This window comes from Streptomyces sp. NPDC050743 (assembly GCF_044456925.1).
Lineage (GTDB): Bacteria > Actinomycetota > Actinomycetes > Streptomycetales > Streptomycetaceae > Streptomyces.
On record NZ_JBITGJ010000005.1, the window covers coordinates 310,038 to 335,183 of the forward strand.

Here is a 25,146-nt window from a genome sequence, read left to right on the forward strand (position 1 = left end):
GCGGACCATTGGGGCCGTATGCCCGTGTACGGGGGCGGTTATGCGGTGCCGCACCGCACTCGTACGGGCCTTCGTACCGGACAATGACCATGTGCTGGAGATGACGCGCGAGGAGTTCGAGGAACTGGTCGCCGAGGCGCTCGACCGGATCCCGCCGGAACTGATGCGGCTCATGGACAACGTGGCGGTGTTCGTCGAGGACGAACCGCCCGCCGACGACCCCGACCTGCTCGGCCTGTACGAGGGCACGCCGCTGACCGACCGGGGCGAGTGGTACGCGGGGGTGCTGCCGGACCGGATCACCATCTACCGAGGGCCGACGCTGCGGATGTGCGAGTCGCGCGAGGACGTCGTGGTGGAGACCGAGGTGACGGTGGTGCACGAGATCGCCCACCACTTCGGCATCGACGACGCCCGGCTGCACACCCTTGGGTACGGGTGAGACAGCGTCGGGTGAGGGCCGGGGCGACGTGGGTGCGGCCGGGCGGCGGCGCTTGTGCGGCGGCGCAGCCGCGATGGGCGTGTGATGGGGCGGGGATGCGTGCGGGGCGCGTGTCCTCTTGCGGGCGGCGGGAGTTGGGGAGGTTGACTCCTTTCCTTGCCTCCGGAGGTGGCCGCCGTGCGCCCCTTGTCCGTACCCGTCCGGCTCACCGTCACGGCGCTGACCCTCGCCGCTGCCGCCGGCTGTGTGAACGTGGGTGACGACGCGGGCCGGGCCAGGCCCTCGCACTCGGCCGGGCAGCACGGCGGCGAGGCATCCGACGGCGGCCCGGGGGACGGCGCCGGCGGCCTCGGCGGGCACGACGGCAAGGCGGGTGACCGTAAGCACGGGCACGGCGGCAAGAAGAAGCCCGGTGAGGAGTCGGCCTCCCCGTCGGCCACCTCCTCGTCCGGCGAGGGCGACTCGCCCGCGGCCCCGGCGGAGCCCGGCAAGCCCGGCAGCACCGGCGACCCCGGCGGTCCGGCGCCGACCAACGCCCCGCCGACGCCGCCGGTCACCTCCGCCCCGCCCGAGCCGCCCGCCTCCACCCCGCCGCCCGCGACCTCCGAGCCCCCGTCGGCCGAACCGTCCTCCTCGGCCCACGAGGGGACGGGGACACAGCTCGTCGAGCGCGAACCGGCGCCGGCGCCCGGGGCTGACGTCGCGGCGTGATCGCGGTCGGCGCCGGAGACGTCGCCCACCTGCGGATATGGAGCCGGTTTGCGTTCAGGGGTGGTGGGTGCGTATGGTGGTAGATCGTTTGATCCCATTTGCCCGGCGCCACCACAGAGCGCGCCGTGTGGCGCGTACTCTCCCTTGCCGTGGCGGACCGCATTGAGGCGGTCGTGAGCGAATCACGGAGTTGACGGGCGCGTGCCGACGAGACTCCGGAAGGTTTCGCATTCGCATGTCCGTGTCCAGTACTGATCAGTTCGTCGTGTCCGAGAACGAGCTCAACGAGCTCGACAAGGAACTCACCGACGCGACGACCGAGATCACCGAGGCCCCCGAGGCCGCTGACACCACCCCCCAGACCACCTTCGCCGACCTCGGCCTGCCCGAGGGCGTCGTGCGCAAGCTCGCGCAGAACGGCGTGACGACCCCCTTCCCGATCCAGGCCGCGACCATCCCGGACGCCCTGGACGGCAAGGACATCCTCGGCCGTGGCCGCACCGGCTCCGGCAAGACCCTCTCCTTCGGCCTGCCGACCCTGGCCCAGCTGGCCGGCGGCCGCACCGAGAAGAAGCGGCCCCGCGCCGTCATCCTCACCCCCACCCGCGAGCTGGCCATGCAGGTCGCCGACGCCCTCCAGCCGTACGGCGACGTCCTCGGCCTGAAGATGAAGGTCGTCTGCGGCGGCACCTCGATGGGTAACCAGATCTACGCCCTGGAGCGCGGCGTCGACATCCTGGTCGCCACCCCGGGCCGGCTGCGCGACATCATCAACCGCGGCGCCTGCTCCTTGGAGGACGTCCAGATCGCCGTCCTCGACGAGGCCGACCAGATGTCCGACCTGGGCTTCCTGCCCGAGGTCACCGAGCTGCTCGACCAGGTCCCGGCCGGCGGCCAGCGCATGCTCTTCTCCGCCACGATGGAGAACGAGATCCAGACCCTCGTCGACCGCTACCTGAACAGCCCCGTCTCCCACGAGGTGGACGCGGCCCAGGGCGCGGTGACGACCATGTCGCACCACATCCTCATCGTGAAGCCCAAGGACAAGGCGCCGGTCACCGCCGCGATCGCCTCCCGCAAGGGCCGCACGATCATCTTCGTCCGCACCCAGCTGGGCGCCGACCGCGTCGCCGAGCAGCTGCGCGAGGCGGGCGTGAAGGCCGACGCGCTGCACGGCGGCATGACCCAGGGCGCCCGTACGCGCACCCTGGCCGACTTCAAGGACGGCTACGTCAACGTCCTGGTCGCCACCGACGTCGCCGCCCGCGGCATCCACGTCGACGGCATCGACCTGGTCCTGAACGTGGACCCGGCCGGCGACCACAAGGACTACCTGCACCGCGCCGGCCGCACCGCCCGAGCGGGCCGCACCGGCACGGTCGTGTCGCTGTCCCTCCCGCACCAGCGCCGCCAGATCTTCCGCCTCATGGAGGACGCCGGCGTCGACGCGGCCCGCCACATCATCCAGGGCGGCGCCGCCTTCGACCCGGAAGTCGCCGAGATCACCGGCGCCCGTTCCATGACCGAGGTCCAGGCCGAGTCCGCCGCCAACGCCGCCCAGCAGGCCGAGCGCGAGGTCGCCCAGCTCACCAAGCAGCTGGAGCGCGCCCAGCGCCGTGCCACCGAGCTGCGCGAGGAGGCCGACCGGCTGGTCGCCCGGGTCGCCCGCGAGCGCGGCGAGGACCCCGAGACCGCGGTGGCCGAGGCCCAGGCGACGGCGGCGGAGGAGCTCGCGGCCGTGACCGAGGTGCCGGCGCAGCGGGAGACCGAGCGCGAGGAGCGTCCGGCGGCTTCGGCGCCGTACGAGCGCCGGGAGCGGCGCGGCTTCGACCGGGACCGTGGTGAGCGGGGCTTCGAGCGCCGTGAGGAGCGGGGCGAGCGCGGTGGTTACGACCGTGGTGAGCGCGGTGGCCGTGGCTTCGAGCGCCGTGACGACCGGGGCGGCTCCCGTGGTTTCGAGCGCCGTGACGACCGCCGCCCGTTCGACCGTGACCGTCGTGACGACCGCCGTCCCTTCGACCGCGACCGTCGTGACGACCGCCGTGACGACCGCGGTGGCCGTTCCTTCGACCGGGACCGTGGTGAGCGTGGTTTCGAGCGCCGTGACGACCGGGGCGGCTCCCGTGGTTTCGAGCGCCGTGACGACCGCCGCCCGTTCGACCGTGACCGTCGTGACGACCGCGGTGGCCGTTCCTTCGACCGGGACCGTGGCGACCGTGGCGGTTTCCGCCGGGACGAGCGCGGCGGGCACCGGGGCAGCGACCGCCCGTTCAACCGCGACCGCCGCGACGACCGCCCGGGCTTCCGCGCCGGCGGCCACGAGCGCCCCTACGGCCGCCGTGACGACCACCGCGGCAACGGCTCCTTCGGCCGCCGCGAGGACAAGCCGCGCTGGAAGCGCAACGGCTGACGCCGAGTGAGGTCCGAGTGACCTGAGAAGGGCCCGTACGACGACGTCGTACGGGCCTTTTTTCGCCACTGAGTGACGCATGTCACGCCCCCGGCGAGGGAAATGCTGGGGGCATGACAGAAGACGCGAGAGTGAGCGGGCAGCAGGAAACGTCCGGCCCATCCGGGCTGTCGGACGAGGAACGGCTGGCCCAGCTCGGTTACACCCAGGTCCTCGCCCGCCGGATGTCGGCGTTCTCGAACTACGCCGTCTCCTTCACGATCATCTCGGTCCTGTCCGGCTGCCTGACCCTCTACCTCTTCGGCATGACCACCGGCGGACCCGCGGTGATCACCTGGGGCTGGGTGGCCGTCGGCCTGATGACCCTGTTCGTCGGCCTGTCGATGGCCGAGATCTGCTCGGCCTACCCCACCTCGGCCGGCCTGTACTTCTGGGCACACCGCCTGGCGCCCGCCCGGTCGGCGGCGGCCTGGGCCTGGTTCACCGGCTGGTTCAACGTGCTGGGCCAGGTCGCGGTGACCGCCGGCATCGACTTCGGCGCGGCCTCGTTCCTCGGCGCGTACCTGAACCTCCAGTTCGACTTCGAGGTGACCCCGGGCCGCACGGTCCTCCTCTTCGCGGCGATCCTCGTCCTCCACGGCCTGCTGAACACCTTCGGCGTGCGGATCGTCGCGTTCCTCAACGACGTGAGCGTGTGGTGGCACGTGCTGGGCGTGGCGGTGATCGTCGGCGCGCTCGCCTTCGTCCCCGACCACCACCAGTCGGCGTCGTTCGTGTTCACGAAGTTCGTCAACGAGACGGGCTGGGGCAGCGGCACCTACGTCGTCCTGCTCGGCCTTCTGATGGCCCAGTACACCTTCACCGGCTACGACGCCTCCGCCCACATGACCGAGGAGACCCACGACGCGTCCACGGCGGGCCCGAAGGGCATCGTCCGCTCGATCTGGACGTCCTGGATCGCCGGCTTCGTGCTCCTGCTCGGCTTCACCTTCGCGATCCAGTCGTACGACAAGGAACTGACGTCCCCGACGGGCGCGCCCCCGGCGCAGATCCTCCTGGACGCGCTGGGAGCGACGACCGGGAAGCTGTTGCTGCTGGTGGTGATCGGCGCCCAGCTGTTCTGCGGCATGGCCTCGGTGACCGCCAACAGCCGTATGATCTACGCCTTTTCACGCGACGGCGCGCTGCCCTTCTCCCACGTCTGGCACACGGTCAGCCCGCGCACCCGCACCCCCGTGGCGGCGGTCTGGCTGGCCGCGCTGGCCGCACTCGCCCTCGGCCTGCCCTACCTGATCAACTCGACGGCGTACGCGGCGGTGACCTCGATCGCCGTCATCGGCCTGTACATCGCGTACGTCATCCCGACCTTCCTGCGGGTCCGCAGGGGCGCCGCCTTCGAACGCGGGCCCTGGCACCTGGGCCGCTGGTCCGTCCTGATCGGAATCGTCTCCGTGACCTGGGTCGTGGCGATCACGATCCTCTTCATGCTCCCGCAGGTCTCCCCGGTCACCTGGAAGACCTTCAACTACGCGCCCGTCGCCGTCCTGGTCGTCCTCGGTTTCGCCGCGACCTGGTGGCTGGCCTCGGCCCGTCACTGGTTCCTCAGCGCACAGCGGGCCGTCACCGCCCCGAACCCGGTCGAAAAGTGACCATCCGGAGCCTCGGCACCCTCCCGACGCGGCCGTGTCACCGATACCCGATCGGAGACACGGCCGCGTCCGGCTATGCTCGGACAGGCAACATCGCCTGGGCCCTTAGCTCAATTGGCAGAGCAGTGGACTTTTAATCCATTGGTTGTGGGTTCGAGTCCCACAGGGCCTACGGTCCGCAGGCGGGCTCCATGCCCTCTGACCTGCTGCGCGGCGTCCGAGCCGGCTTCGCCGGTTCGGACGCCGTCTCGTTTCCGGGCCCGTGCCGCCGTCCGGCTTCCGCACCGCGTACGCCGTCGCGGCGACCCCGCCGGCCCCGGCCGCCCACCGGTCTCAGCCCACGTTGAGCTCGGCCAGCGGGAGGGTGTGGCGGGTCTGGAGGACCTTCGCGCGCAGGTAGCGGACGTTGTGGGCCGTGGTGAAGACGCCGGTCGGCACCCGGTCCCGGACGACAGTGCCCAGCGCGCCCAACTGTTCGGCCTTGTCGGGGTTGTTGGACAGCAGGTCCAGCTCCCCGATGCCGAGGGCGGCGAGCATCTGCGCGGCGGCCGTGTAGTCGCGGGCGTCCTCCGGCAGGCCGAGCGCGGCGTTCGCCTCGTAGGTGTCGAGGCCCTGGTCCTGGAGGGCGTACGCGTCGAGCTTGTTGTAGAGACCGATGCCGCGGCCCTCCTGGCGGAGGTAGAGCAGCACGCCGCCGCGGTCGGCGATGCGCTCGACCGCCTCGCGCAGCTGGGGTCCGCAGTCGCAGCGGGCCGAGCCGAAGACGTCGCCGGTCAGGCACTCGGAGTGCAGGCGCACCAGGGGGACGGTGCCGGGGGCGGGGTCGCCGAGGACGACGGCGACGTGCTCCTGGCCGTCGGCCAGGCCGTGGAAGGTGACGAGTTCGGCGTCGACGCTGTAGCCGTCCTGGAAGCGCAGCGGTACCCGGACGCGGGCGCGCGGCGTGGCGGCGGGGGTGTCGGGCATGCGGGTCCCTCCGGAGGCTGATGCTTCAGATTTGAAGCAGCGATACAGAGGGGACCCTACTGCATGCTTCAAAGTTAAAGCAATCAATTACCGGAGGAAGAACACGACGAACGGCGCCGCCAGGGCACGTCCTCCGCCCCGGACTCGGCACCCTCGCCCTGCAGCCCGCGCGCGATCCCCGTGCAGATCTCCTCCAACTGCCCCACCTGCTCCGGCGTGAGCCGGTCGAACAGGGAGGCGCGCACGGTCTCGACGTGCCCCGGTGCCGTACGCTCCAGGACGGCCATCCCCTCGTCCGTCAGCACGGCGATGCTGCTGCGCTTGTCCCAGCGGCAGTCCTCCCGGCGCACCAGCCCGTCCCGCTCGAGGCGGGTCACCGCGTACGTCAGCCTGCTGCGCGTGATCTTCAGCGTTTCGGCGAGGTCGGTCATCCGCAGCCGCCGGTCGGGCGCGTCGGACAGGTTCGCCAGCACGGAGTAGAACAGGTGCGGCATGCCGGCGTCCTGCTGGAGCTGTCGGTCGATCGCGTCCTCCAGGAGGTGCGTCGCGGCGAGATACGCGCGCCAGGCGCGCTGCTCCTCGGGGCTGAGCCAGCGGGTCGTCATGCCGCCAGTGTAAGTTTGTTTCAAACTTGAACCAAGCCTCGCCTCGCAGGGAGACCGCGCCGATGTCGTACCCGTACGTGCTGCTGTCCGCCGCCGTCTCCCTCGACGGCTACCTGGACGACACCGGCCCCGACCGGCTCCTGCTGTCCAGCCCGGCCGACTTCGACCGGGTGGACGCGGTACGGGCCTCCGTCGACGCGATCCTGATCGGCGCCGGCACGATCCGCGCCGACAACCCGCGGTTGCTGGTCAACTCCGCCGAGCGCCGCGCGGCCCGGGTCCGGGCGGGCCGGCCGGAGTACCCGCTGAAGGTGACCGTCAGCGCCACCGGCGACCTCGACCCCGACGCCAACTTCTGGCACACCGGCGGCGACAAGCTCGTCTACACGACCGACCGGGGCGCCGAGCGGGCCGCCCACCGCCTCGGCAGCGCCGCCGACATCGTCCCGCTCGGCCCCGGCCTCGACTGGCGGGCCCTGCTGTCCCACCTGCACGACGTGCGCGGGGTCGGACGGCTGATGGTCGAGGGCGGCGGCACCGTCCACACCCAGCTGCTGCAGCTGGGCCTCGCCGACGAGCTCCAGCTGGTCCTCGCCCCGCTCTTCGTCGGCGACCCCGCCGCACCCCGCCTGTTCGGCCCCGGCGGCTACCAGGCCGGCCGGCTGCGTCTGACCGAGACCCGCCGGATCGAGGACGTCGTCCTCATGCGCTACGAGCCCACCGCGCCCGGCGCCGGTCCCCTCGCCACCGCCGCCGACCGGCACTGGCTGCGGACGGCCTGTGACCTCGCCGCGCTGTGTCCGCCCTCGGAGACGGCGTTCAGCGTCGGCGCGGTGGTGGTTGCCGCCGACGGTACGGAGCTGGCTCGCGGCCACTCCCGGGAGGGGGATGATCCCGTGGTCCACGCGGAGGAGGCCGCGCTCGCGAAGATCGACCCGGCGGATCCGCGACTGGCTGCCGCCACGGTGTACAGCAGCCTGGAGCCCTGTGCGCGGCGTGCCTCGCGGCCCGCGCCCTGCGCCGAGCTGATCCTTCGGGCGGGGGTGCGCCGGGTGGTCACCGCCTGGAGGGAGCCGGACACGTTCGTGGCGGCGGCCGACGGTACGGGGATTCTGGTCAAGGCGGGCGCCGAGGTGGTCGTCCTGCCCGAGCTGGAGGAATCCGCCAAGGCGCCGAACGGGCATCTGCTCGGCTGAGGCGCCCGTGCACACACTCAGGGCCCGGAATCCATGGGATTCCGGGCCCTGAGTTTTCAGTAGCGGGGACAGGATTTGAACCTGCGACCTCTGGGTTATGAGCCCAGCGAGCTACCGAGCTGCTCCACCCCGCGTCGTTGTGTCTCTACTGTACACCACGCGGTCATCCGATCGGCGGCACACCGGTCGCCCCTCCGCGACATCCGTGATCACCTTCACCGATAGTGACCGTACGACAGCCCTCCGCATAACATCTGAGTCACCATCAAAAACGCGGACACTCATGAGCGGGGGCCAACTCGCCCGGTTTGCAGTGTTCCTGGCGGGTAAGTCCACCGTCGAAAACGTTAACGATCAAGCCGAACGGCTTGGAAAGTGGCTGCCGGGTCTATTAACGTTCGATAACGCAGCGCGGTCGTCCCAGCCGTCACAAGAGGCGGCTCCGTGCGCACGCGTCGAATCCCGCAAGGGAACCGGGGAACCACCATCTTGGGGTGAATCGCGCGGATACCAGCCGGTATACGCGCGTAGGAGACCTTCCTGCTCCGAACCCGTCAGCTAACCCGGTAGGCGGAGGAAGGAAAGGAGTACGCCCGAGTGGCGTCCAACCGGCCCGCCCCAGAAGCCCCGTTCGTGCCCGCGCAAGCCCAGCCGGAGACCTTCGGCTACGGCGCCTACCGCGCCGAGGAGGGGCCCTGGGAGGAGTGGAACCCCACCGAGGACTCCGTCACCCCGGTCCGTGGCCGGCACCGCGTCGCCAAGCAGCGCGGCGGCTTCGCACGCAGCTCCACCGTCCTCGGCGTCGGCGTGATGGCCGCGGTTGGCGCGGGCGGCATGGCCAGCGCCAACACCGGCAAGCCGCCGGTCTCCATATCCATGCCGGACCTGGACTCCGTCGAGCACATCTTCGACGGCGGCTCCTCCGACGCGCCGCAGGCCACCACCACCGGGCTCAGCCACGTGGGCGTGAGCACCGACAGCGCCGACAGCGGCAACGCCGGCGAGGCCCTGCGCAACCGGATCATGGCCCAGGCCGAGCAGCAGAAGGGCCAAGCCGACGGCAAGGCCACCGCCGCCGCGATCGCCGCCGCCGACCAGCAGGCCGCAGCCGCGGCCGCCAAGGCGGAGAAGGAGGCCGCCGCCAAGGCCGCCGCCGCCAAGGAGAAGGCGGAGGCCGACGCCAAGAAGGCCGCCGAGGCCGCGCGGCTGGCCGAGCTGGCCAAGCAGTACCAGCTGCCCGTCGTCTCGTACACGATCACCGGCACCTTCGGGCAGCCCGGCGCGATGTGGTCCTCCGGCTACCACACCGGCCTCGACTTCGCCGCCCCCACCGGCACCCTCATCAAGGCCATCCACAGCGGCACGGTCACCGAGGCCGGCTGGGCCGGTGCCTACGGCTACCGCACCGTCCTGACCCTGGACGACGGCACCGAGCTGTGGTTCTGCCACCAGTCCTCGATCAACGTCTCCGTCGGCCAGAAGGTCTCCACCGGCGAGGTCATCGGCCGAGTCGGCGCCACCGGCAACGTCACCGGCCCCCACCTCCACCTGGAGGTCCACCCGAACGGCCAGGCCACCGCCGTCGACCCGGCGCCGTGGCTGCGCGACAAGGGCCTCAACCCCTGACAGCCGTCTGTCCGGGGGACTTTGCACCGGCGGCGGAATGCGATCAGCCGTCGCCGGTGTTGATCTAGAGCATGACTTCCCTTCGCACACTCGGTTCCTCCGACCTCGAGGTCTTCCCCCTCTGTCTCGGCGGCAACGTCTTCGGCTGGACCGCCGACGAGGAGACCTCCTTCGCCGTGCTGGACGCCTACACGGCCGCCGGCGGCAACTTCATCGACACCGCCGACTCCTACTCGGCATGGATCGAGGGCCACAAGGGCGGCGAGTCCGAGACGGTCATCGGCAAGTGGGTCAAGTCCCGCGGCAACCGCGACCGCGTCGTCATCGCCACCAAGGTCAGCCAGCACCCCGAATTCCAGGGCCTGTCCGCCGCCAACATCAAGGCCGCCGCGGACGCCTCCCTGCGCCGCCTGGACACCGACCACATCGACCTCTACTACACCCACTTCGACAAGCCCGAGGTCCCGGTCGAGGAGATCATCGGCGCGCTGGACGAGCTGGTGAAGGCGGGCAAGGTCCGCCACATCGCCGCCTCCAACATCAGCCCCGAGCGCCTGAGGGCCTCGCTCGACTTCTCCGACCGCGAGGGCCTCGCCCGCTATGTCGCCCTCCAGCCCCACTACAACCTCGTCTCCCGCGACACCTACGAGGGCCCGCTGCAGGACCTGGCCGCCAAGGAGGGCCTGTCCTCGGTGCCCTACTTCTCCCTCGCCGCGGGTTTCCTGACCGGCAAGTACCGTCCCGGCACCAAGGTCGACAGCGCCCGCGCGGGCCGGGCCCAGGAGTACGCGGAGTCCGAGCGCGGCCAGAAGGTCCTCGCGGCCCTCGACGAGATCGCCGCCGCCCACGACGCCCCCGTCGCCACGGTCGCCCTCGCCTGGCTCGCCGCCCAGCCGACGATCACCGCCCCGATCGCCTCGGCCCGCACGGTGGACCAGCTCCCGGCACTGCTGGGCGTGGTGGACCTGAAGCTGACGGAGGAGGAGGTGGCGAGCCTGACGGAGGCGTCCGCCTGATTCCCGCGCCGGCCGCGGGCTGCCTTCTGCCCGCAGCCGGCGGCTCTCCTTCCGCCGCGACGGCGATCAGCCGCGACGGCGCGGTCCGGCGGTGCCGAACCCTCCGCAACGCGACCGGCTAGGACTGATACGGGTTGTAAGCGGAGTAGGGCGCCGCCGGATAGCCGTACCCCGGCCCCGGATAGCCGTACCCCGGCCAATGCGCCGCAGGCGCCGGCACGGGCGCCGCGTACATCGGCCGGACCGGCGCAGTCGCTCGCGCCGCGTACTCCAGGGCCGGCCGAGCCACATCCCTGCGCTTCCACAGCTCGTCCAGCAGCTCCCGCTCCCGGACGACGAAGTCGGCCCCGGCCTTCCCCTTGCGCCCCCGGTGCCGCAGAAAGGCGAGCGAGGTCGCGTACGCCTCGTACTGCGCCACCGTCTGCGCCGCGGGCCGGCCGCCGTGGTGCCGGGCGTAGTCGCGGGCCGTCCGTCGCGCCCGCATCGACCCGAGCGCGAACGGCTCGGCCGGTCCCAACCACCCGGCCAGCACATACGCCGGCAGCTCCTCCCGCACGGTGCGCAGCTCCCGCTGCCGCGTCCAGATCGCGAGCCAGGTCAGCAGCCCGAACACGGGCATCATGAAGCCGCCGTAGACGGCGAAGAACCCGAACTCGCCGAAGGTGGAGGAGCCGTTCCAGAAGGCGTGCATGCTCATCGCGAGCAGCAGTCCGCAGACCGGCAGCAGCATCCGCCGGACCCGCTGCCGCGGGGCGGACAGCGCGGCGATGCCGAAGCCGAGGCCGGTGAGGGTGGTGAACAGCGGGTGCGCGAACGGGGACATCACGATGCGCACGAAGAACGTGGCGGCGGTGACGGAGGCGATGCCGCGGCCGCCGCTGAGCTGGTCGGCCCCGAAGGCCGTCCCCAGATAGAGGATGTTCTCGGTGAACGCGAACCCGGTGGCGGTGATGCCCGCTATCACCACCCCGTCGACGATCCCGGTGAAGTCACGTCTGCGGAAGAGGAAGACGAGCAGTACGGCGGCGGCCTTGGCGGACTCCTCCACGATGGGCGCTATCACGGTGGCGCCGAGGGTGTTCGCACCGGCCGGATCGGCGGTGGCCGTGGCTATCCACTTGGTCGCGAAGCTGTTGGCGACGATGGCTATCAGCGCCGCCGCGCACGCTCCCCAGGCGAACGCGAAGACCAGGTTCCGCCGGGGCCCCGGCTCGACCCGGTCCAGCCACCGGAACGCGGCTATCAGCCAGGGCACGGGCAGTACGGCGAGGCCGAGCCCGACGAGAAACCCCTCGGTACCGGTCTGTCGGCGCACCAGGGCGAGGATGACGAGACCGGACAGCGCGAGCAGGGTGATCAGTGCTCCGTACCGCACCCACCTGCGCTGCCACCAGTGCGGATGGCGGAGCAGGGGGCCGTGGGGGCCCGGGGGATACGTCGGAAACGGAGGACTGGTGGCCACGGCATCGACCCTAACGGTGACGGGACGAGGGGCTGGAGCGTTTTATCGGTCCTGATGTCCGGACGGACGGCGGTCCTGGTGCGGTACGCGCCGGAAGAGCAGATCGTTCACCACATGTCCCTTCTCCAGTCCCTGCCCCTCGAAACGGGTCAGCGGCCGGTACTCGGGGCGCGTGGCGAAACCGCCGCCCGCCTGCGTGTTCTCGAAGTCGGGATGGGCGCTGAGCACCTCGAGCATCTGCTCGGCGTACGGCTCCCAGTCGGTCGCGCAGTGCACGATCGCGCCGGGCCTGAGCCGGGTCGCGGCGAGCGTCAGGAACTCGGGCTGGATGAGCCGCCGCTTGTGGTGCCGCTTCTTCGGCCAGGGGTCCGGGAAGTACACCCGCAGCCCGTCGAGCGAGTCGGCGGTGAGCATCTCCCGGAGCAGGATGATCGCGTCCCCGTTGCCCACCCGGACGTTGGACAGGCCGTGGCGGTCGGCGAGAGCCAGCAGATTGCCCTGGCCCGGGGTGTGCACGTCGACGGCGAGGATGTTGGTGTCCGGGTCGGCGGCGGCCATCTGCGCGGTGGCCTCGCCCATCCCGAAGCCGATCTCCAGGACGACGGGCCTGTCGTTCCCGAACAGCTCGCCGAGGTCGATGACCTTCTGCCCGTCGATGTCCAGCCCCCACTTGGGCCACAGCCGCTGCAGCGCGTCCGCCTGCCCGGCGGTCACGCGGCTGCGCCGCGGCTGAAAACTCCGGATCCGCCGCTCGAAGTGCGATCCGGCCGGATCGGCCTTGGGTCCGTCCGGAAACCGCGGCTCACCCTTGGCCCGGGTGTGCCGGACGGACACGCCGGGGGTGTGGGAGGTCGGCGAGGGGGCTTCGGGGGCGTTGAGGAAGTCAGACACAGTAGGACAGATTTTACGGCGCGGCACCGACGAACGGACCGGGGTCCGGGACGGCGCTACAGGGAGCCGAGCATGCCCAGCACCCGGCGCCCCACTTCCCGCCCGATCGGCAGGGAAGCGGTGGCCGCGGGCGAGGGCGCGTTCAGCACATGCACGGCCCGAGCCCCCTGCTTGATCAAGAAGTCGTCCACCAGCGTCCCGTCCCGCAACACCGCCTGCGCCCGCACCCCGGCAGGGGCCCGCACCAGGTCGTCCGCCTCCGCCCCGGGCAGCAACCTGCGCACCGCCTCCAGGAACGCCCCCTTCGACAGCGAGCGGTGCAGCTCTCCCGCGCCGTATCTCCAGTGCCGCCGGGCGATGGCCCACGACCCCGGCCACGCCACGGTCCCGGCCAGCTCCCGGGGCCGTACGACCCCCCAGCCGTACCCCTCCCGGGCCAGGGCCGGCACCGCGTTGGGGCCGATGTGCACGCCTCCGTCGATGCCCCGGGTCAGATGGACCCCGAGGAAGGGGAAGGCCGGGTCGGGCACCGGATACACCAGCCCGCGCACCAGCTCCGGCCGCGCCAGCTCGTAGTACTCCCCGCGGAACGGCACGATCCGCACCTCGGGCTCGTCCCCGGTCAGCCGGGCGATCTCGTCGCAGTACAGCCCGGCGCAGTTCACCAGCACGCGCGCGCGTACGACATCCCCGCCCGAGGTGAGTACGGCCACGCCGCGCTCCGGCCGCCGGTCGACGCGTACGACCCGGGCGCCGTACCGGATCTCGGCCCCCGAGGCCTGCGCCAGGTGCCGGGCGACGCCGACGAAGTCGCAGACCCCCGTGGTGCCGACGTGGATCGCCGCCAGTCCCCGCACCTCGGGCTCGTACTCACCGATCTGCGCGGGGCCCAGCTCCCGCACCGGAATGCCGTTCTCCCGGCCGCGCTGCACGAGCGCGTGCAGCCGGGGCAGCTCCTCCCGGTCCGTGGCGACGATCAGCTTGCCGGTGACGGCGTGCGCGATGCCGTACTCGGCGCAGAACTTCACCATCTCGGCGGCGCCCCGCACCGCGTACCGCGCCTTGAGGGAGCCCGGCCGGTAGTAGATCCCGCTGTGGATGACCCCGCTGTTGCGCCCCGTCTGGTGCCGGGCCGGCCCCGGCTCCTTCTCCAGCACGGTGACCGCCGTGCCCGGCGCGGCCCGGGTGATCGCATACGCCGTGGACAGCCCGACGATCCCCCCACCGACCACGAGCACATCACAGTCGTACGCCCCGACCGGCACCTGCACCACCTCCCACCTCGATAGTGCACTGCGCCACTGACAACGCCTTCAAACGCGGGGTGTGTCGGTTCTCAGGCCGGAGCCATCAGCAGTGGCCGGGCCCGCTCCCGCAGCTCGACCACCCTCGGCTCGTCCCCGTACGGCTCCAGCCGGTGCAAAAGGTCCTTCACGTACTCGGTCGTGCGGGCCGACGAGATCCGACCGGCCACCTCCACGGCCCGCACCCCCTGCTCGCAGGCGGCGTCGAGATTCCCGGACTCCAGCTCGGCGACGGCCGACACGACCAGCCGCAGGCCGTGCGAGCGCACGAACTCCTCGGTCGGCTTCGACAAGGCCTGTTCCGTGAACCTCCGCACCTGTCGCGGGGCCTTCAGATCCCGGTAGCACTCGGCCGCATCCGCAGCGAAACGGTCATATCCATAGAAACCAAGCCACGAAGGATCGTCGTCGCCCTCCCGGGACCGCTCCAGCCAGCCCTCGGCCGCCTTCAGTGCCGCACCCGCCGCCTGCGCATCCCCCGCACGCGCGTGTGCCCGCGCCTCCACCAGCCGGAAGAAACTCATCGTGCGCGCGGTCGCCAGCCCGCGGTTGCGCTCCAGCGCGGCCTGCGCCAGGTCGACGCCCTCGTCGCCGAAGCCGCGATACGTCGCCTGCAAGGACATGGAGGCCAGCACATAGCCTCCCAGCGGGACGTCCGCCGCCGCGCGCGCGAGGCGCAGCGCCTGGATGTAGTACCGCTGTGCCGCCTCCTGCTGACCGGTGTCGAAGGCCATCCACCCGGCGAGCCGGGTGAGTTCGGCGGACGCCCCGAAGAGCGCGCGGCCCACTTCGTCGGAGTAGGAGCCGAGCAGCAGCGGTGCCGCCTCCACCCGCAGGCACTCCGGCACCATCGACGAACGCCAGTCCCCGCCCCCGTACTTGGAGTCCCACCGCCGGGCGTCCTCGGCGGCCTCCCGCAGCTTCTGCACATCGCTGTGGCCGACTTTGATCGGTGCGCCGGAGTCCTCGGCGGAGCCGGCCTCCCGCGCGACCGAGCTGTCGGCGGGGGTTATCAGCCAGCGCGAGGCAGGCGTCGCGTATGCGCTCACCGCGAACGATCCGGCGAGCGACTGCCAGATGCCGCCGGAGCCGGCCCGGCGCCCGGCGAGGTCGAGACGGTACAGCTCGGTCGCCGACTTCACCGCCTGCCCGACGTCTCTGGGGAAGGCGAGGCCCACTTCGGGCGCGGGATCCGCGTCCGCCAGGCCGATCTCGTGGAGCGGCACCGGGCGGCCGAGCTTCTGTCCGATGGCGGCCGCGATGAGGTGCGGCGCCGCGCCCTGCGGCACCATCCCCTTCGACACCCAGCGCGCCACGGAGGTCTTGTCGTAGCGAAGAGTCAACCCGCGTTGCGCCCCAAGGTCGTTGACGCGCCTGGCGAGTCCTGCGTTGCTGATTCCCGCGAGGGCGAGAACGGCGCCGAGCTTTTCGTTCGGCCCGCGTTGCTCCCTGGACATGCGCCACCCCTCGACACAGACGGCTGCCGCGCTGGCATAACCATGCGGCATTCGTAAACCCAGCGTAGTTCGCCGCATCCCAAGCGTTAAGGGGCATTGTTCCGGATGGCGGGATTGTGGTCCGTACGGAAGTGCGGTCATGTACGCACCGTGCACGGCCTGTCGCCGCGTGCCCCCGCGCGTGTGGCCGTGCGCCCGTCCGTGCGCTCTTCTCCGGCCATCGGGGGAGCGGTTCCATGGCTCTTGCGTGGGTCGGCCCGCTGTACTGGATCCAGTGGGCTGGGGGACACCGCCACCTTCATCCCCGCGGGTGGCGGACCGGTCCGGGAGGCGATGCCCGCCTCCCGGACTGTGCGCGTGTCCGCGCCGCCGCGCTCTCCGCAGGCCTGTACGGAGCGTGCTCATATCCCGTTCCGCTCAACATATTTGGCTTGAAATCTCCCCCGCCCGTACCGGTGGACACGCCCTCCGACCATGCAACTTGAGGGCGCGAAGGGCGTCTTGGGGGAGCGTACGGGGGGCGCATTCGAGTCGCACCGTCCGCATGCCTGCCGGGCATTTCCCTCGATCGAAGCCGGTGCCGCCGCCCCTCCACAACGCGTCTCTCGTGGCAGCATGGGGATCCGGTTCGTACGGTGCAGTGTTGTCCACAGCCTGTGGAGGCGTCGATGCGGTGGTTGGTGGGTTGGAGCAGCACCGCCGCGGGCGTCGCCGGGATCGGCTCCGCGGGGGCCACCGGCTACGAGGGCGAGACCCTGCACCCGGTCGGCTCCCAGCTCCTGTGGGGCGACCCCGATCCACTGTGGGCCGTCGGCGACTGGCGCCCGGACGAGGTGCGCATGGTGAAGGCCGACGGCGACAACCGCATCGCCGTCCTCGGCATCTGCGGCGCCTCCGACGAGGAACTGCGGCGCGGCCTGTTCACCGCGCGCGGGGGCGCACTGCGCCATCTGACGACCTGGCCGGGCAGCTACACGGCCGTCGTCAAGGTCGGCCGCCGCATCACCGTCTGCGGCGATCTCGCGGGCGCCCGCCCCGTGTTCCACACCCCCTGGGCCGGCGGCACCGCCTACGCCACCGCCGCGCTGCCCCTCGCCGACCTCATCGAGGCCAACCTCGACTTCGCCCATCTGGCCGCGCTGCTCGCCGCCCCGGACGTACCGGCCGCGCTGCGCGACACCACCCCCTACGAGGGCGTGCGGCGGGTTCCGCCGGGGCACGCGCTCGTGCTGCGCGCCGGGGCGCGGGAGATCGCCGGGTACGAGCCGGTCGCCTCCCTCGCCGTGGCCGCGGCCCCGGCCGACCCCGACCGCGCCGTGGACGCCGTACGGGACGCCCTGGTGGAGGCGGTACGCGCGCGGTTGGCGGCCCCCCGGCACGTGCCCGACCTCGACCCCGGCCCGGTGCCCGGCATGGGTCCGGCCGAGCGGCGGGCCCGGCGCGGGATGCCCGTGCCCGGCATCGGCGCCGACCTCTCCGGCGGCCCCGCCTCCGGCACCCTCGCGCTGCTGGCCGCCGGGCTGCCCGGCAGACCCGGCACGCTCCTCGGCCACGGCACGGGCGCGGGCGAACGGCTCCTCGCCGTCACCTTCAACGACCTGGCCGTCGGCGGCCGCGAGGCCGAACTGGAACGCGCCGGCGCCCTCGCCGCCAACCCCCGCCTGCACCACGTCGTCGTCACCGGCGCCGAGGAGACCCTGCCGTACGCCGAGCTCGACGGCCCCCTCACCGACGAACCCGGACCCTCGCTGGTCACCGCCGCCCGGCACCGCGCCCGGCTTGCCGCCGGCAGCGCCGACCACTTCACCGGCCACGGCGCCCGCCAGGTCCTGGACGCCCACCCCGCCCGCCTCGCCGACCTCCTGATGGACCGCAAACGGCGCCATCTGGTGCGCCCGGTCGCCGCGCTCGCCAAGGCCGACGGCTCGGTGATGGTCCCCGCGCGCGTGTACGGCGCCGCCCGCCGGCTCGCCCGTACGCCGTACCGGGCCGGCCTGGAGGTGCTGGCCGAGCGGTTGATGCGGCGCCACTTCGACGAGCCGGGGGGAGCGGTCGGCGCGTCCCTCGCCGCGCTGACCTGGGCCAGACCCGGGCCGGCGGCTCGCTGGCTGACCGGGGAGGCGCTGGCCGAAGTATCGGTTCTGCTGCAGGCGGAGGCGGACCGCTCGACGACCGGCGCCCAGCGTCCCGGCGAGTACCGCGCGCGTGCCGCCCTCGCCCGCCACGCCGCCGACCTGCGCGTCCTGGAACAGGCCGCCGAGATCCGCGCCCAGCGCCTGCACGCGCCGTTCCTCGACAACCAGGTCGTGCGCGCCTGCCGCGCCCTCCCGGAGGCGCTCCGCGTCCAGCCAGGCGCCCGCTCCTCCATCCTCCGCAGGGTCCTGGAGGGCGCCGGTGTCACCGACCTCCCGCCCGGCTGGGGCGCCCCCTCCCACGCCTCCTCGGCGGCGGCCGCACGCACGGGCCTGCGCGTGGCGGCCGACCCCCTCCAGGACCTCTTCTCCACCCCGTTGCTGGCCGACGCCGGCCTGGTGGAGGCCCGCGTCGTCCGCAAGGCCCTGCGCGACGCCGCCGCCGGCGACTCCCTTCCCCTCGACGGGCTCGCCGACCTCGTCTCCCTCGAACTCTGGCTCCACCGCCTCCTGTCCCGCCGGGGGACGTGCTGGACGGGAACACCGGCACGCGCGCGTGCGGTGCCCTCCGGGATTCAGCCGAGGAGGGACGCGCTGGCCTCCGGCGCGTGAGGCTGGGGTGCCGGCCCTGCCGTGCTGGGGGCTGCCGCCTTGCCGTTCCGCGGTCTGCCGCCTCCCAGGCCCCGCCGGGGTGGTTCCCGCCGTCTGCCGGCTGCGGGCCGGTGGGGCTGCTCGCGCAGTTCCCCGCGCCTTATGGGCGCCCTCGCCGTCGTGGTCCGGTGCCGCCGCCGAAGAAACCCCGTGCCCCGCCCCGAGCCCCCCGCGACAATGACCAGGTGCGGTACAGAATTCTGGGCGTAGCCCAAGCAGCGGACGACCAGGGCACCCCCGTACCCATCGGCGGCCCGCGCCTGCGCACACTCCTGACCGCCCTGGCCCTCCGCCCCTTCCGCGCCGCCACCCCCGAAACCCTGATCGACGAGATCTGGGCGGACGACCCGCCCCAGGACGCCCTCGCCGCCCTGCAGGCTCTGGTCGGCCGCCTCCGTCGCACCCTCGGCCGCCACACCATCGCCTCCACTCCGGGCGGCTACCGTCTGGAGGCGACCGAGGACGACGTGGACCTGTACGTCTTCGAGCGCTTCGTCGACGCCGGCACCAAGGCCCTCACCACCGGCGACCCGGCCACCGCGCACCGCACCCTCACCGAGGCCCTCGCCCTCTGGCACGGCCCCGCCCTCGCCGACCTCCCCGACCGCACCGCCGCCACCCGCCCGGAGGCCCGGCGCCTGGAGGCCACCCGCGCCCGTGCCGCCGCCGCCCTCGACCTCGGCCGCGCCCCGGACGTCGTACCCGAGCTGACGGAACTCACCACGGCCCACCCGCTGGACGAGCCCCTGCACGCCCTGCTCATCCGCGCCCTGCGCGACACCGGCCGCCCCGCCGACGCCCTCGCCGCGTACGAGTCCGCCCGCCGCACCCTCGCCGACACCCTCGGCACGGACCCGGGCCCGGAACTCAAAGCCCTGCACACGTCGTTGCTCAGGCAGCAGGAACCACAGCCGCAGCCGACGAAGTCGCCGACCCCGCCGGCTCCCGCTCAACCGCCCGAGCGCACCGGCAATCTCCGCCCCCGCCTGACGTCCTTCGTCGGGCGGGAACCAGAACTCGAAGCCATTCGTTCCGACTTGCACAGGGCCCGCCTGGTCACGCTCACCGGACCGGGCGGCTCGGGAAAGACCCGCCTCGCCGAGGAGGCCGCCGCAGGGCTCCCGCAGGCATGGCTGGTCGAGCTGGCCCCGCTCGACCACCCGGAGGCGGTGCCCGGCGCCGTGGTCAGCGCGCTCGGTCTGCGCGAGACCGTGCTGCTGACCAACGAGCTGGCGACTCCGCAGGCCGACCCCGTCGCCCTGCTGATCGAGTACTGCGCCCCGCGCAGCCATCTCCTGATCCTTGACAACTGCGAACACGTCATCGGCACGGCCGCCGCCCTCGCCGAGACCCTCCTCACCCACTGCCCGGGCCTCACGATCCTCGCCACCAGCCGTGAACCCCTGGGCGTCCCCGGTGAGTCGGTGCGCCCGGTCGAGCCCCTGGTCCCGGAGCAGGCGCACCGCCTGTTCGCCGAGCGCGCCAAGGCCGTCCGTCCCGACGCCGAAGCGGTGCTCGCCGACACCGGGGCCGTGGCGGAGATCTGCCGCCGCCTGGACGGGCTGCCGCTCGCCATCGAGCTGGCCGCGGCCCGGCTCAGGCTGCTGACCCCGCGGCAGATCGCCGACCGGCTCGACGACCGCTTCCGCCTGCTCACCTCCGGCAGCCGTACGGTCCTGCCCCGCCAGCAGACCCTGCGCGCGGTCGTCGACTGGTCCTGGGACCTGCTGGACGAACGCGAGCGTACGGTGCTGTGCGAGGTGTCGGCGTTCGCCGGCGGCTGGGACCTCGCGGCCGCCGAGGCCGTGTGCAGCGGACCGGCGGCCGACCTGATCGGCGCCCTCGTCGACAAGTCCCTCGTCGTGACCGCGCCCAGCGGCCCCGACGGCTCCGGCGGCATGCGCTACCGCATGCTGGAGACCATCCACGAGTACGCCACCGAGCGCGCGGCCGAGATCCCCGGACTGCGCGCCAGGGCCGAGCGCCGGCATCGCGTGTGGGTGCGGGCGCTGGTCGAGGAGGCCGAGCCGCGCCTGCGTTCGGCGGACCAACTCCCCTGGGTCTCCTGCCTGGAGACCGAGCTGGACAACATCCGGGCTGCCCTGGACCGCTCCGTACGCGCCGGCGACGAGCCGGAGGCGGCCGCGATCGTCCTGGCCATCGGCTGGTTCTGGTGGCTCCGCAACCACCGCCAGGAAGCGGTCGCCTGGGTACGGCTGGTCCTGCGCCTGGGCGTGGCACTGGACGCCCTGTCGACTTCGGACGCCCCGCCCGCCCTCGGCGTCGGCGCCGACCTGATGTCCCTGGTGGAGTCGGCCGATCCGATCGGCGCCTTCCTCGCCGTGCCCGACGGCGAGGCCCGGCACCCGCTGCAGGACGTGCGGATGGATCTGCGGATGCTCGATCTGTTCCTGACCTCCGAGTCGAGTACCGAGCACCTGGCGGGCGACCCGCGCGCACCGGAGTACATCGCGCGCGTCCGCGCCGCCTACGAGCACGGCGGCCCCCGGGCCGCCCGGTTCCCGGGCATCGTGTGGCCGCTGACCGCCTACTACCTGGGCGGCCCGGCGGACGTCGGCCCGGACATGGCCGCGACAGTGGCCAACTGCCGGGCGTACGGCGGCGACTGGGAGATCGGCGTCTCGCTGATGTTCCGCACCCATGTGATCGTCGACTCCCCGGGCAACCTGCGGGGCGTGGACGAGGACCTGGCCGAGCTGCGGACGCTCAGCCGGCGCGTCGGGGACCGCTGGATGCGGGCCCAGGTGTGCAGCGCGGCCGGCGAGGCGGCCATGGCCCGCGGCAGGTTCGCCGAGGCGCGCGGTGAGTACGAGGAGGCACTGCGCCTGGCCTACGAGGTGAAGGCCTACGCCGAGTCGCCCTTCCTGCTGGCCCGGCTCGCCGAGATCTCCTACCGCTCCGGCGACCCGAAGACCGCGCTGGCCGCCCTGGACGAGGCGGGAGCGGCCGCCGACCGGTACGCGGTGCCGGAGTCGCGTGCCTTCGTACGGCTGCTGCTCGCCCACATCGCCCTGCACGACGGGCAGACCGCCCGGGCCCGCGAGCTGTACCAGGAGACCCGCGCGGTGGCCCGCGGCGGCACCCCGCCACCGCAGTTCGAGGCGGCCCTGCGCATCGTCGAGGCGCTCCTCGCCGCCGATGAGTCGGGCCCCGCGCACGGGCTGCCGATCATCGCCGGGGCGCTGCGCGCGGCCGTGGCCCAGCGGTGCGCCGAGACGATCACGGCGGGGCTGGTGGACATCGCGGCCGGTCTGCGGGCCAGGTGCGGCGATCTGGCCGGTGCGGTCCGGCTGTTCGCCGCCGCGGACCACTGGCGCGACGGCAATCCGCGTCCCGAGCCGGAAGGCAGCGAGGCCGCCCGGGTGCAGGCGGGCGCCCGCGCGGCCCTGCCGCCCGAGCGGTACGCGGCCGAGCGCGCCCGGGGCGCGTCCCTCGACGTGGCCGACGTGCTGCGCGAGCTCGGCACCGAGGAGGCGGCCGTCGAGCGCGCCCGGTGAGGGCCGGCGGCCGCCTTTCGGTCTGTCCGCCCACCGGCCTTCCGCCCACCGGCCTTCCGCCCACCGGCCTTTCGGTCTACCGGCAGGTGAACCGGGACTCCGCCCAGTCCGCGAGCGCCGCCTGGTCGAAGACGTTGCTGTGCGGCCGTACGACGAGCCGTACGGTCCTGCGCCCGGTGAGGTCCACATGGACGGGCACGGCCTGATCGCGTCCCTTGACCATCCCGGACTGCCACAGCCGGACGCCGTCGGCCCAGACGGAGAAGGACACCTTGCCGAGGCCGAGCGTCATGTCGTCCACGCCGGCCAGCGCGTCGTAGGAGCCGCACCGCCGGTTGAGGGCGATGGTGACGGAGGACTCGCCGTGCACGGTCGCCCCGCGCGTACTGCTTGCCGCCGATCGACATGCCGTAGCGCTGCCACACCCAGCTGCTCCCGCCGAGCCGGATCTCGGGCTTGATGCCGTCGCCGTCGCCGTCGACGTCGTAGTCGAGGTCGCTCAGCTCGTAGACGGTGGGCGCCGGGGGCGGAGTGGGCGTCGGGGTCGGGCTGGGCGTGGGTTTCGATGGGGGCTTCGGCTTCGGGGTGGGCGTCGGCGTCGGCGTCGGGGTGGGTTTCGGAGTGGGTGTCGGCGTCGGGGTGGGGGTCGGCTCGGGTGCGAGCACCACCGGCCGCGGCGAGGGCTTCCGCTTCGACGGGGTCGGCTTCGGCGCCGGGGGCTGCGCGACCGGCGCGGACGGCGTCGGTCCGGCGGCCTCCTTCACCGGCGGACGGCTGTCGTTCACCAGGGCCAGTGCCACCGCGGCGGCGGCCACCGCGACCACACCGGCAGCGATCCCCGCCTTCACCGGTGCCCCGACCGCCTCCGAGGCCGCGGCACCGCCGGCCCCGCCGGACGACGACCCGGTGGCCGCCGCGGCGGCACCCGCCGCCCCCGCCCCGGCGCTGCCGGCGATGACGCCGAGCGCCTTGGCGTACCCGGCGGCCCCGAACCAGCCGATGACCGCGACCGGGACGACAGCGGGGATACCGCCGGCGACCTCTTCGATCTGCGCGGCCGCCAGCCGGCACTTGGCGCATTCCTCCAGGTGCTTGCGCAGGTCCCGCTCGGCACGGATGCGCAGTTTGCGACGGGCGTAGGTGCCGAGCTGGTCGGCGTAGCGGGAGCACTCCTCGTCCCCGGCGAGGGACGCGTTGACGTGGGCCTGGAGATAGGCCTGCTTCAGCCCCTCGCGGGCGCGGCTCGCCAGCACGCGCGTGCCGTTGGCGTCCAGCCCGAACAGCACGGCCACTTCACTCGGGGACTCGTCCTCCACCTCGGTGTGCCACAGCACGGCCTGCCAGCGCTCGGGCAGCGAGCGGAAGGCCCGCATCGCCATGGACTGCTCGGCCTCGTGCATCGCGCGCACATCGGCGCCGAGGTCCGGGCCCGCTCCGAAGGAGCCGACGGACGCAGTGACGCCGGACCCTTCGGAGGCATGCGAGGCTTGCTGGGCGAAGACGGCGAAGTCGTCCACGAGCTGCTCGCGCCGGGCGGACTTGGTCCAGTGCGCGGCGACGCGCCGCACCGAGGTCAGCAGATAGGCCCGCACGGCGTGCTCGGGTCCCGATCCGCCGCGCACCGCCTGCAGCATCCGGGCGAAGACCTCGGCCGTCAGGTCGTCGGCGGTGTGCCCGTCCCGGCAGCAACTGCGCGCATACCGCCGTACGGAGTCCGCGTGCCGCCGGTAGAGCTCCTCGTACGCGGAGTCGTCACCACCGCGCATCCGCTCGATCAGCTCGCCGTCGTCGGTCGGCATCTCCCGGGGTGGCGGCAGCACGCTGCCGGCACGCTGGGCCGGCACGCTCTTCTCGCTCCGCCCGCCGGTGGAATCCGGGGGCCCGCCCTGATTCGGCACCTGGGGCGGGGTCGGGCCGGCGGCCTCCGCGCTCGCGTCGTCACCGCGTGACTCGTCCCACCCGTCAACGCCCATCGCGGAAAGCCCCCGACACCCGCCCAGCCCAACTCGTCACCGGCTCAGGGTGACACATGGGTTTTTGTTCAAGGACCCCATGTTCACGGCATCCACTCATCCGAGGGCCGCTGTCAGCACAGACTTTCGGCCATCACTCGAACGAGGGAACCGTAGGAAAGGTCGCTTTCGGCGAGGGGCGCGGATGGGGCAGGCGGTCCGGCAGCCCCCAGGGGCGCGGGGTACTGCGCGATCAACCCCGGCTCCCGGTCAGCCCGAAGACCACAGGGCCACCCACTCCGCACCGCCTGCGAGGCACCCACCCGCAGCCGCCGACGGCGGGGCCCCTACGCGGGACGCGACCGCAACCCCTCCAGCAGGATGTCCAGCAACCGGGCCGAAGCCGCCGCCTGCTGCGCAGCATCCGGCAGAGACGGTGCCGCCGTGGCGATCACCAGCAGCACATCCCCCACGGACACGTCCGCCCGCAGCTCACCGGCCGCCCGAGCCCGCTCCACCAGCTGCCCGACCACATCGAGCAACGCCCCGACCCCGCTGTCGTCGGCTGCCCCGGAGGCCTCGCCGGGCACCAGCCGAAGCTCACCCGCCGCCGGCTGCACCCGCTGCTGAGGCACCCGAGCCTCCTCGGCGGGCGCCACGCCCGAACCACCCGACTCGGCAGAGCCCTGAGCGGAGCCGACCCGCAGGACCTGCGGCGGCAGCAACCGCCCCGCCCCGGACGCCACGGACGTCCGCAGGAACCGGGACAGCGCCGACCACGGCTCGTCCTCCTGCCCGAGCGCGGCCCGCGCCTGCTCGGTCAGTCGGGCGGTCTCCTCCTCGGCTATCCGCCGGACCAGCACGTCCTTGCTGGGAAAGCGCCGGTACACCGTGCCGACACCCACCCGGGCCCGCCGGGCCACGTCCTCCATCGGCGCGCCGTACCCCAGCTCGCCGAAGACCTCACGCGCCGCACGCAGCACGTGCTCCAGATTGCGCTGTGCGTCCACCCGCAGCGGGGCCGTACGCGCCGCGTCCGCGCGTCCGTTGCCCACCGCCGCGTTCATCGCCCCGCCACCCGGTGCGATGGCGGCTGCAGATGACCAATGCGTGTCCTGAACATGCATGTGTTCCCCCGGTAATGACGTCTCCCCCCGG

Annotated in this window: 16 protein-coding genes, 2 tRNA genes, 1 pseudogene and 1 riboswitch; of the genes and pseudogenes, 10 read left to right on the forward strand and 9 right to left on the reverse strand. The window is 72.9% G+C overall.

Features of this window, described 5'->3' with window-relative positions:
• Positions 1 to 91 precede the first annotated feature (91 nt).
• The 5 genes from ACIBJF_RS08915 (at position 92) to ACIBJF_RS08935 (ending at position 5,384) form a co-directional block, all read left to right on the forward strand.
• Positions 92 to 442 (forward strand): metallopeptidase family protein, encoded by a 351-nt coding sequence (locus tag ACIBJF_RS08915; RefSeq protein WP_365727965.1) that lies wholly within the window; start codon positions 92 to 94, stop codon positions 440 to 442.
• Between the two features lie 177 nt (positions 443 to 619).
• Positions 620 to 1,153, forward strand: a complete 534-nt coding sequence (locus ACIBJF_RS08920; protein WP_399173007.1) for a hypothetical protein — start codon at positions 620 to 622, stop codon at positions 1,151 to 1,153.
• A 235-nt stretch (positions 1,154 to 1,388) separates the two neighbouring features.
• Positions 1,389 to 3,563 carry a DEAD/DEAH box helicase gene (locus ACIBJF_RS08925; RefSeq protein ID WP_399173008.1) on the forward strand — a complete coding sequence of 725 codons (2,175 nt, stop codon included), beginning with the start codon at positions 1,389 to 1,391 and terminating at the stop codon, positions 3,561 to 3,563.
• A gap of 113 nt (positions 3,564 to 3,676) precedes the next feature.
• Complete coding sequence (locus tag ACIBJF_RS08930; RefSeq protein ID WP_399173009.1) at positions 3,677 to 5,212, forward strand: amino acid permease; 1,536 nt, start codon at positions 3,677 to 3,679, stop codon at positions 5,210 to 5,212.
• A 99-nt stretch (positions 5,213 to 5,311) separates the two neighbouring features.
• A tRNA-Lys gene (locus ACIBJF_RS08935) sits at positions 5,312 to 5,384 on the forward strand.
• Positions 5,385 to 5,545: 161 nt separating this feature from the next.
• Here ACIBJF_RS08935 and ribA read toward each other — a convergent pair.
• Together ribA and ACIBJF_RS08945 are read right to left on the reverse strand one after the other, a co-directional pair.
• Complete coding sequence (gene ribA, locus ACIBJF_RS08940; RefSeq protein WP_399173010.1) at positions 5,546 to 6,178, reverse strand: GTP cyclohydrolase II; 633 nt, start codon at positions 6,176 to 6,178, stop codon at positions 5,546 to 5,548.
• A gap of 83 nt (positions 6,179 to 6,261) precedes the next feature.
• On the reverse strand, positions 6,262 to 6,783 hold the full coding sequence (locus ACIBJF_RS08945) for a MarR family winged helix-turn-helix transcriptional regulator (RefSeq protein ID WP_399173011.1): 522 nt from the start codon (positions 6,781 to 6,783) through the stop codon (positions 6,262 to 6,264).
• Positions 6,784 to 6,845: 62 nt separating this feature from the next.
• Here ACIBJF_RS08945 and ACIBJF_RS08950 point away from each other — a divergent pair, with 62 nt between their 5' ends.
• Entirely contained in the window at positions 6,846 to 7,979 is a 1,134-nt protein-coding gene (locus ACIBJF_RS08950) for a dihydrofolate reductase family protein (RefSeq protein WP_399173012.1), read from the forward strand.
• Positions 7,980 to 8,039: 60 nt separating this feature from the next.
• Here the strand turns inward: ACIBJF_RS08950 and ACIBJF_RS08955 are convergent.
• Positions 8,040 to 8,113: transfer RNA gene (locus ACIBJF_RS08955), tRNA-Met, on the reverse strand.
• 309 nt (positions 8,114 to 8,422) lie between these two features.
• Positions 8,423 to 8,569: riboswitch (cyclic di-AMP (ydaO/yuaA leader) on the forward strand.
• A gap of 7 nt (positions 8,570 to 8,576) precedes the next feature.
• Here ACIBJF_RS08955 and ACIBJF_RS08960 point away from each other — a divergent pair.
• A complete protein-coding gene (locus tag ACIBJF_RS08960) occupies positions 8,577 to 9,605 on the forward strand; it encodes a M23 family metallopeptidase (protein ID WP_399173013.1) in 1,029 nt (342 codons plus the stop codon).
• 71 nt (positions 9,606 to 9,676) lie between these two features.
• Positions 9,677 to 10,621 (forward strand): aldo/keto reductase, encoded by a 945-nt coding sequence (locus tag ACIBJF_RS08965; protein WP_399173015.1) that lies wholly within the window; start codon positions 9,677 to 9,679, stop codon positions 10,619 to 10,621.
• A gap of 118 nt (positions 10,622 to 10,739) precedes the next feature.
• Here the strand turns inward: ACIBJF_RS08965 and ACIBJF_RS08970 are convergent, their stop codons facing one another.
• From ACIBJF_RS08970 to ACIBJF_RS08985, 4 genes are all read right to left on the reverse strand, one after another.
• Positions 10,740 to 12,083 (reverse strand): PrsW family intramembrane metalloprotease, encoded by a 1,344-nt coding sequence (locus ACIBJF_RS08970; protein ID WP_399173016.1) that lies wholly within the window; start codon positions 12,081 to 12,083, stop codon positions 10,740 to 10,742.
• A 42-nt stretch (positions 12,084 to 12,125) separates the two neighbouring features.
• Positions 12,126 to 12,974: a tRNA (guanosine(46)-N7)-methyltransferase TrmB gene (trmB, locus tag ACIBJF_RS08975; protein WP_399173017.1), complete on the reverse strand. Its 849-nt coding sequence runs from the start codon at positions 12,972 to 12,974 to the stop codon at positions 12,126 to 12,128.
• Between the two features lie 56 nt (positions 12,975 to 13,030).
• Positions 13,031 to 14,248 (reverse strand): L-2-hydroxyglutarate oxidase, encoded by a 1,218-nt coding sequence (gene lhgO, locus ACIBJF_RS08980; RefSeq protein ID WP_399173018.1) that lies wholly within the window; start codon positions 14,246 to 14,248, stop codon positions 13,031 to 13,033.
• Positions 14,249 to 14,310: 62 nt separating this feature from the next.
• Positions 14,311 to 15,735, reverse strand: a complete 1,425-nt coding sequence (locus tag ACIBJF_RS08985; RefSeq protein ID WP_399173020.1) for an MFS transporter — start codon at positions 15,733 to 15,735, stop codon at positions 14,311 to 14,313.
• Between the two features lie 668 nt (positions 15,736 to 16,403).
• Between ACIBJF_RS08985 and ACIBJF_RS08990 the strand changes: the two genes are divergently transcribed.
• Together ACIBJF_RS08990 and ACIBJF_RS08995 are read left to right on the forward strand one after the other, a co-directional pair.
• Complete coding sequence (locus tag ACIBJF_RS08990; protein WP_399173021.1) at positions 16,404 to 18,479, forward strand: asparagine synthase-related protein; 2,076 nt, start codon at positions 16,404 to 16,406, stop codon at positions 18,477 to 18,479.
• 224 nt (positions 18,480 to 18,703) lie between these two features.
• Entirely contained in the window at positions 18,704 to 22,036 is a 3,333-nt protein-coding gene (locus tag ACIBJF_RS08995) for an ATP-binding protein (protein ID WP_399173022.1), read from the forward strand.
• 76 nt (positions 22,037 to 22,112) lie between these two features.
• Here ACIBJF_RS08995 and ACIBJF_RS09000 read toward each other — a convergent pair.
• Together ACIBJF_RS09000 and ACIBJF_RS09005 are read right to left on the reverse strand one after the other, a co-directional pair.
• Positions 22,113 to 24,009: pseudogene (locus ACIBJF_RS09000) on the reverse strand (sigma-70 family RNA polymerase sigma factor).
• A 326-nt stretch (positions 24,010 to 24,335) separates the two neighbouring features.
• The gene (locus tag ACIBJF_RS09005) at positions 24,336 to 25,115 is read right to left on the reverse strand and encodes a TetR/AcrR family transcriptional regulator (RefSeq protein ID WP_399173023.1); all 780 of its coding nucleotides are present in this window, start codon (positions 25,113 to 25,115) and stop codon (positions 24,336 to 24,338) included.
• Positions 25,116 to 25,146 lie beyond the last annotated feature (31 nt).

What these genes read in the sequence shown, in the direction of transcription:
- ACIBJF_RS08925 (WP_399173008.1), top strand. Translation starts at nt 1,389, where the DNA reads ATGTCCGTGTCCAGTACTGATCAGTTCGTCGTGTCCGAGAACGAGCTC.
- ACIBJF_RS08930 (WP_399173009.1), top strand. Translation starts at nt 3,677, where the DNA reads ATGACAGAAGACGCGAGAGTGAGCGGGCAGCAGGAAACGTCCGGCCCA.
- ribA (WP_399173010.1), bottom strand. Translation starts at nt 6,178, where the DNA reads ATGCCCGACACCCCCGCCGCCACGCCGCGCGCCCGCGTCCGGGTACCG.
- ACIBJF_RS08945 (WP_399173011.1), bottom strand. Translation starts at nt 6,783, where the DNA reads ATGACGACCCGCTGGCTCAGCCCCGAGGAGCAGCGCGCCTGGCGCGCG.
- ACIBJF_RS08950 (WP_399173012.1), top strand. Translation starts at nt 6,846, where the DNA reads ATGTCGTACCCGTACGTGCTGCTGTCCGCCGCCGTCTCCCTCGACGGC.
- ACIBJF_RS08965 (WP_399173015.1), top strand. Translation starts at nt 9,677, where the DNA reads ATGACTTCCCTTCGCACACTCGGTTCCTCCGACCTCGAGGTCTTCCCC.
- ACIBJF_RS08985 (WP_399173020.1), bottom strand. Translation starts at nt 15,735, where the DNA reads ATGTCCAGGGAGCAACGCGGGCCGAACGAAAAGCTCGGCGCCGTTCTC.
- ACIBJF_RS08990 (WP_399173021.1), top strand. Translation starts at nt 16,404, where the DNA reads ATGCGGTGGTTGGTGGGTTGGAGCAGCACCGCCGCGGGCGTCGCCGGG.
- ACIBJF_RS09005 (WP_399173023.1), bottom strand. Translation starts at nt 25,115, where the DNA reads ATGCATGTTCAGGACACGCATTGGTCATCTGCAGCCGCCATCGCACCG.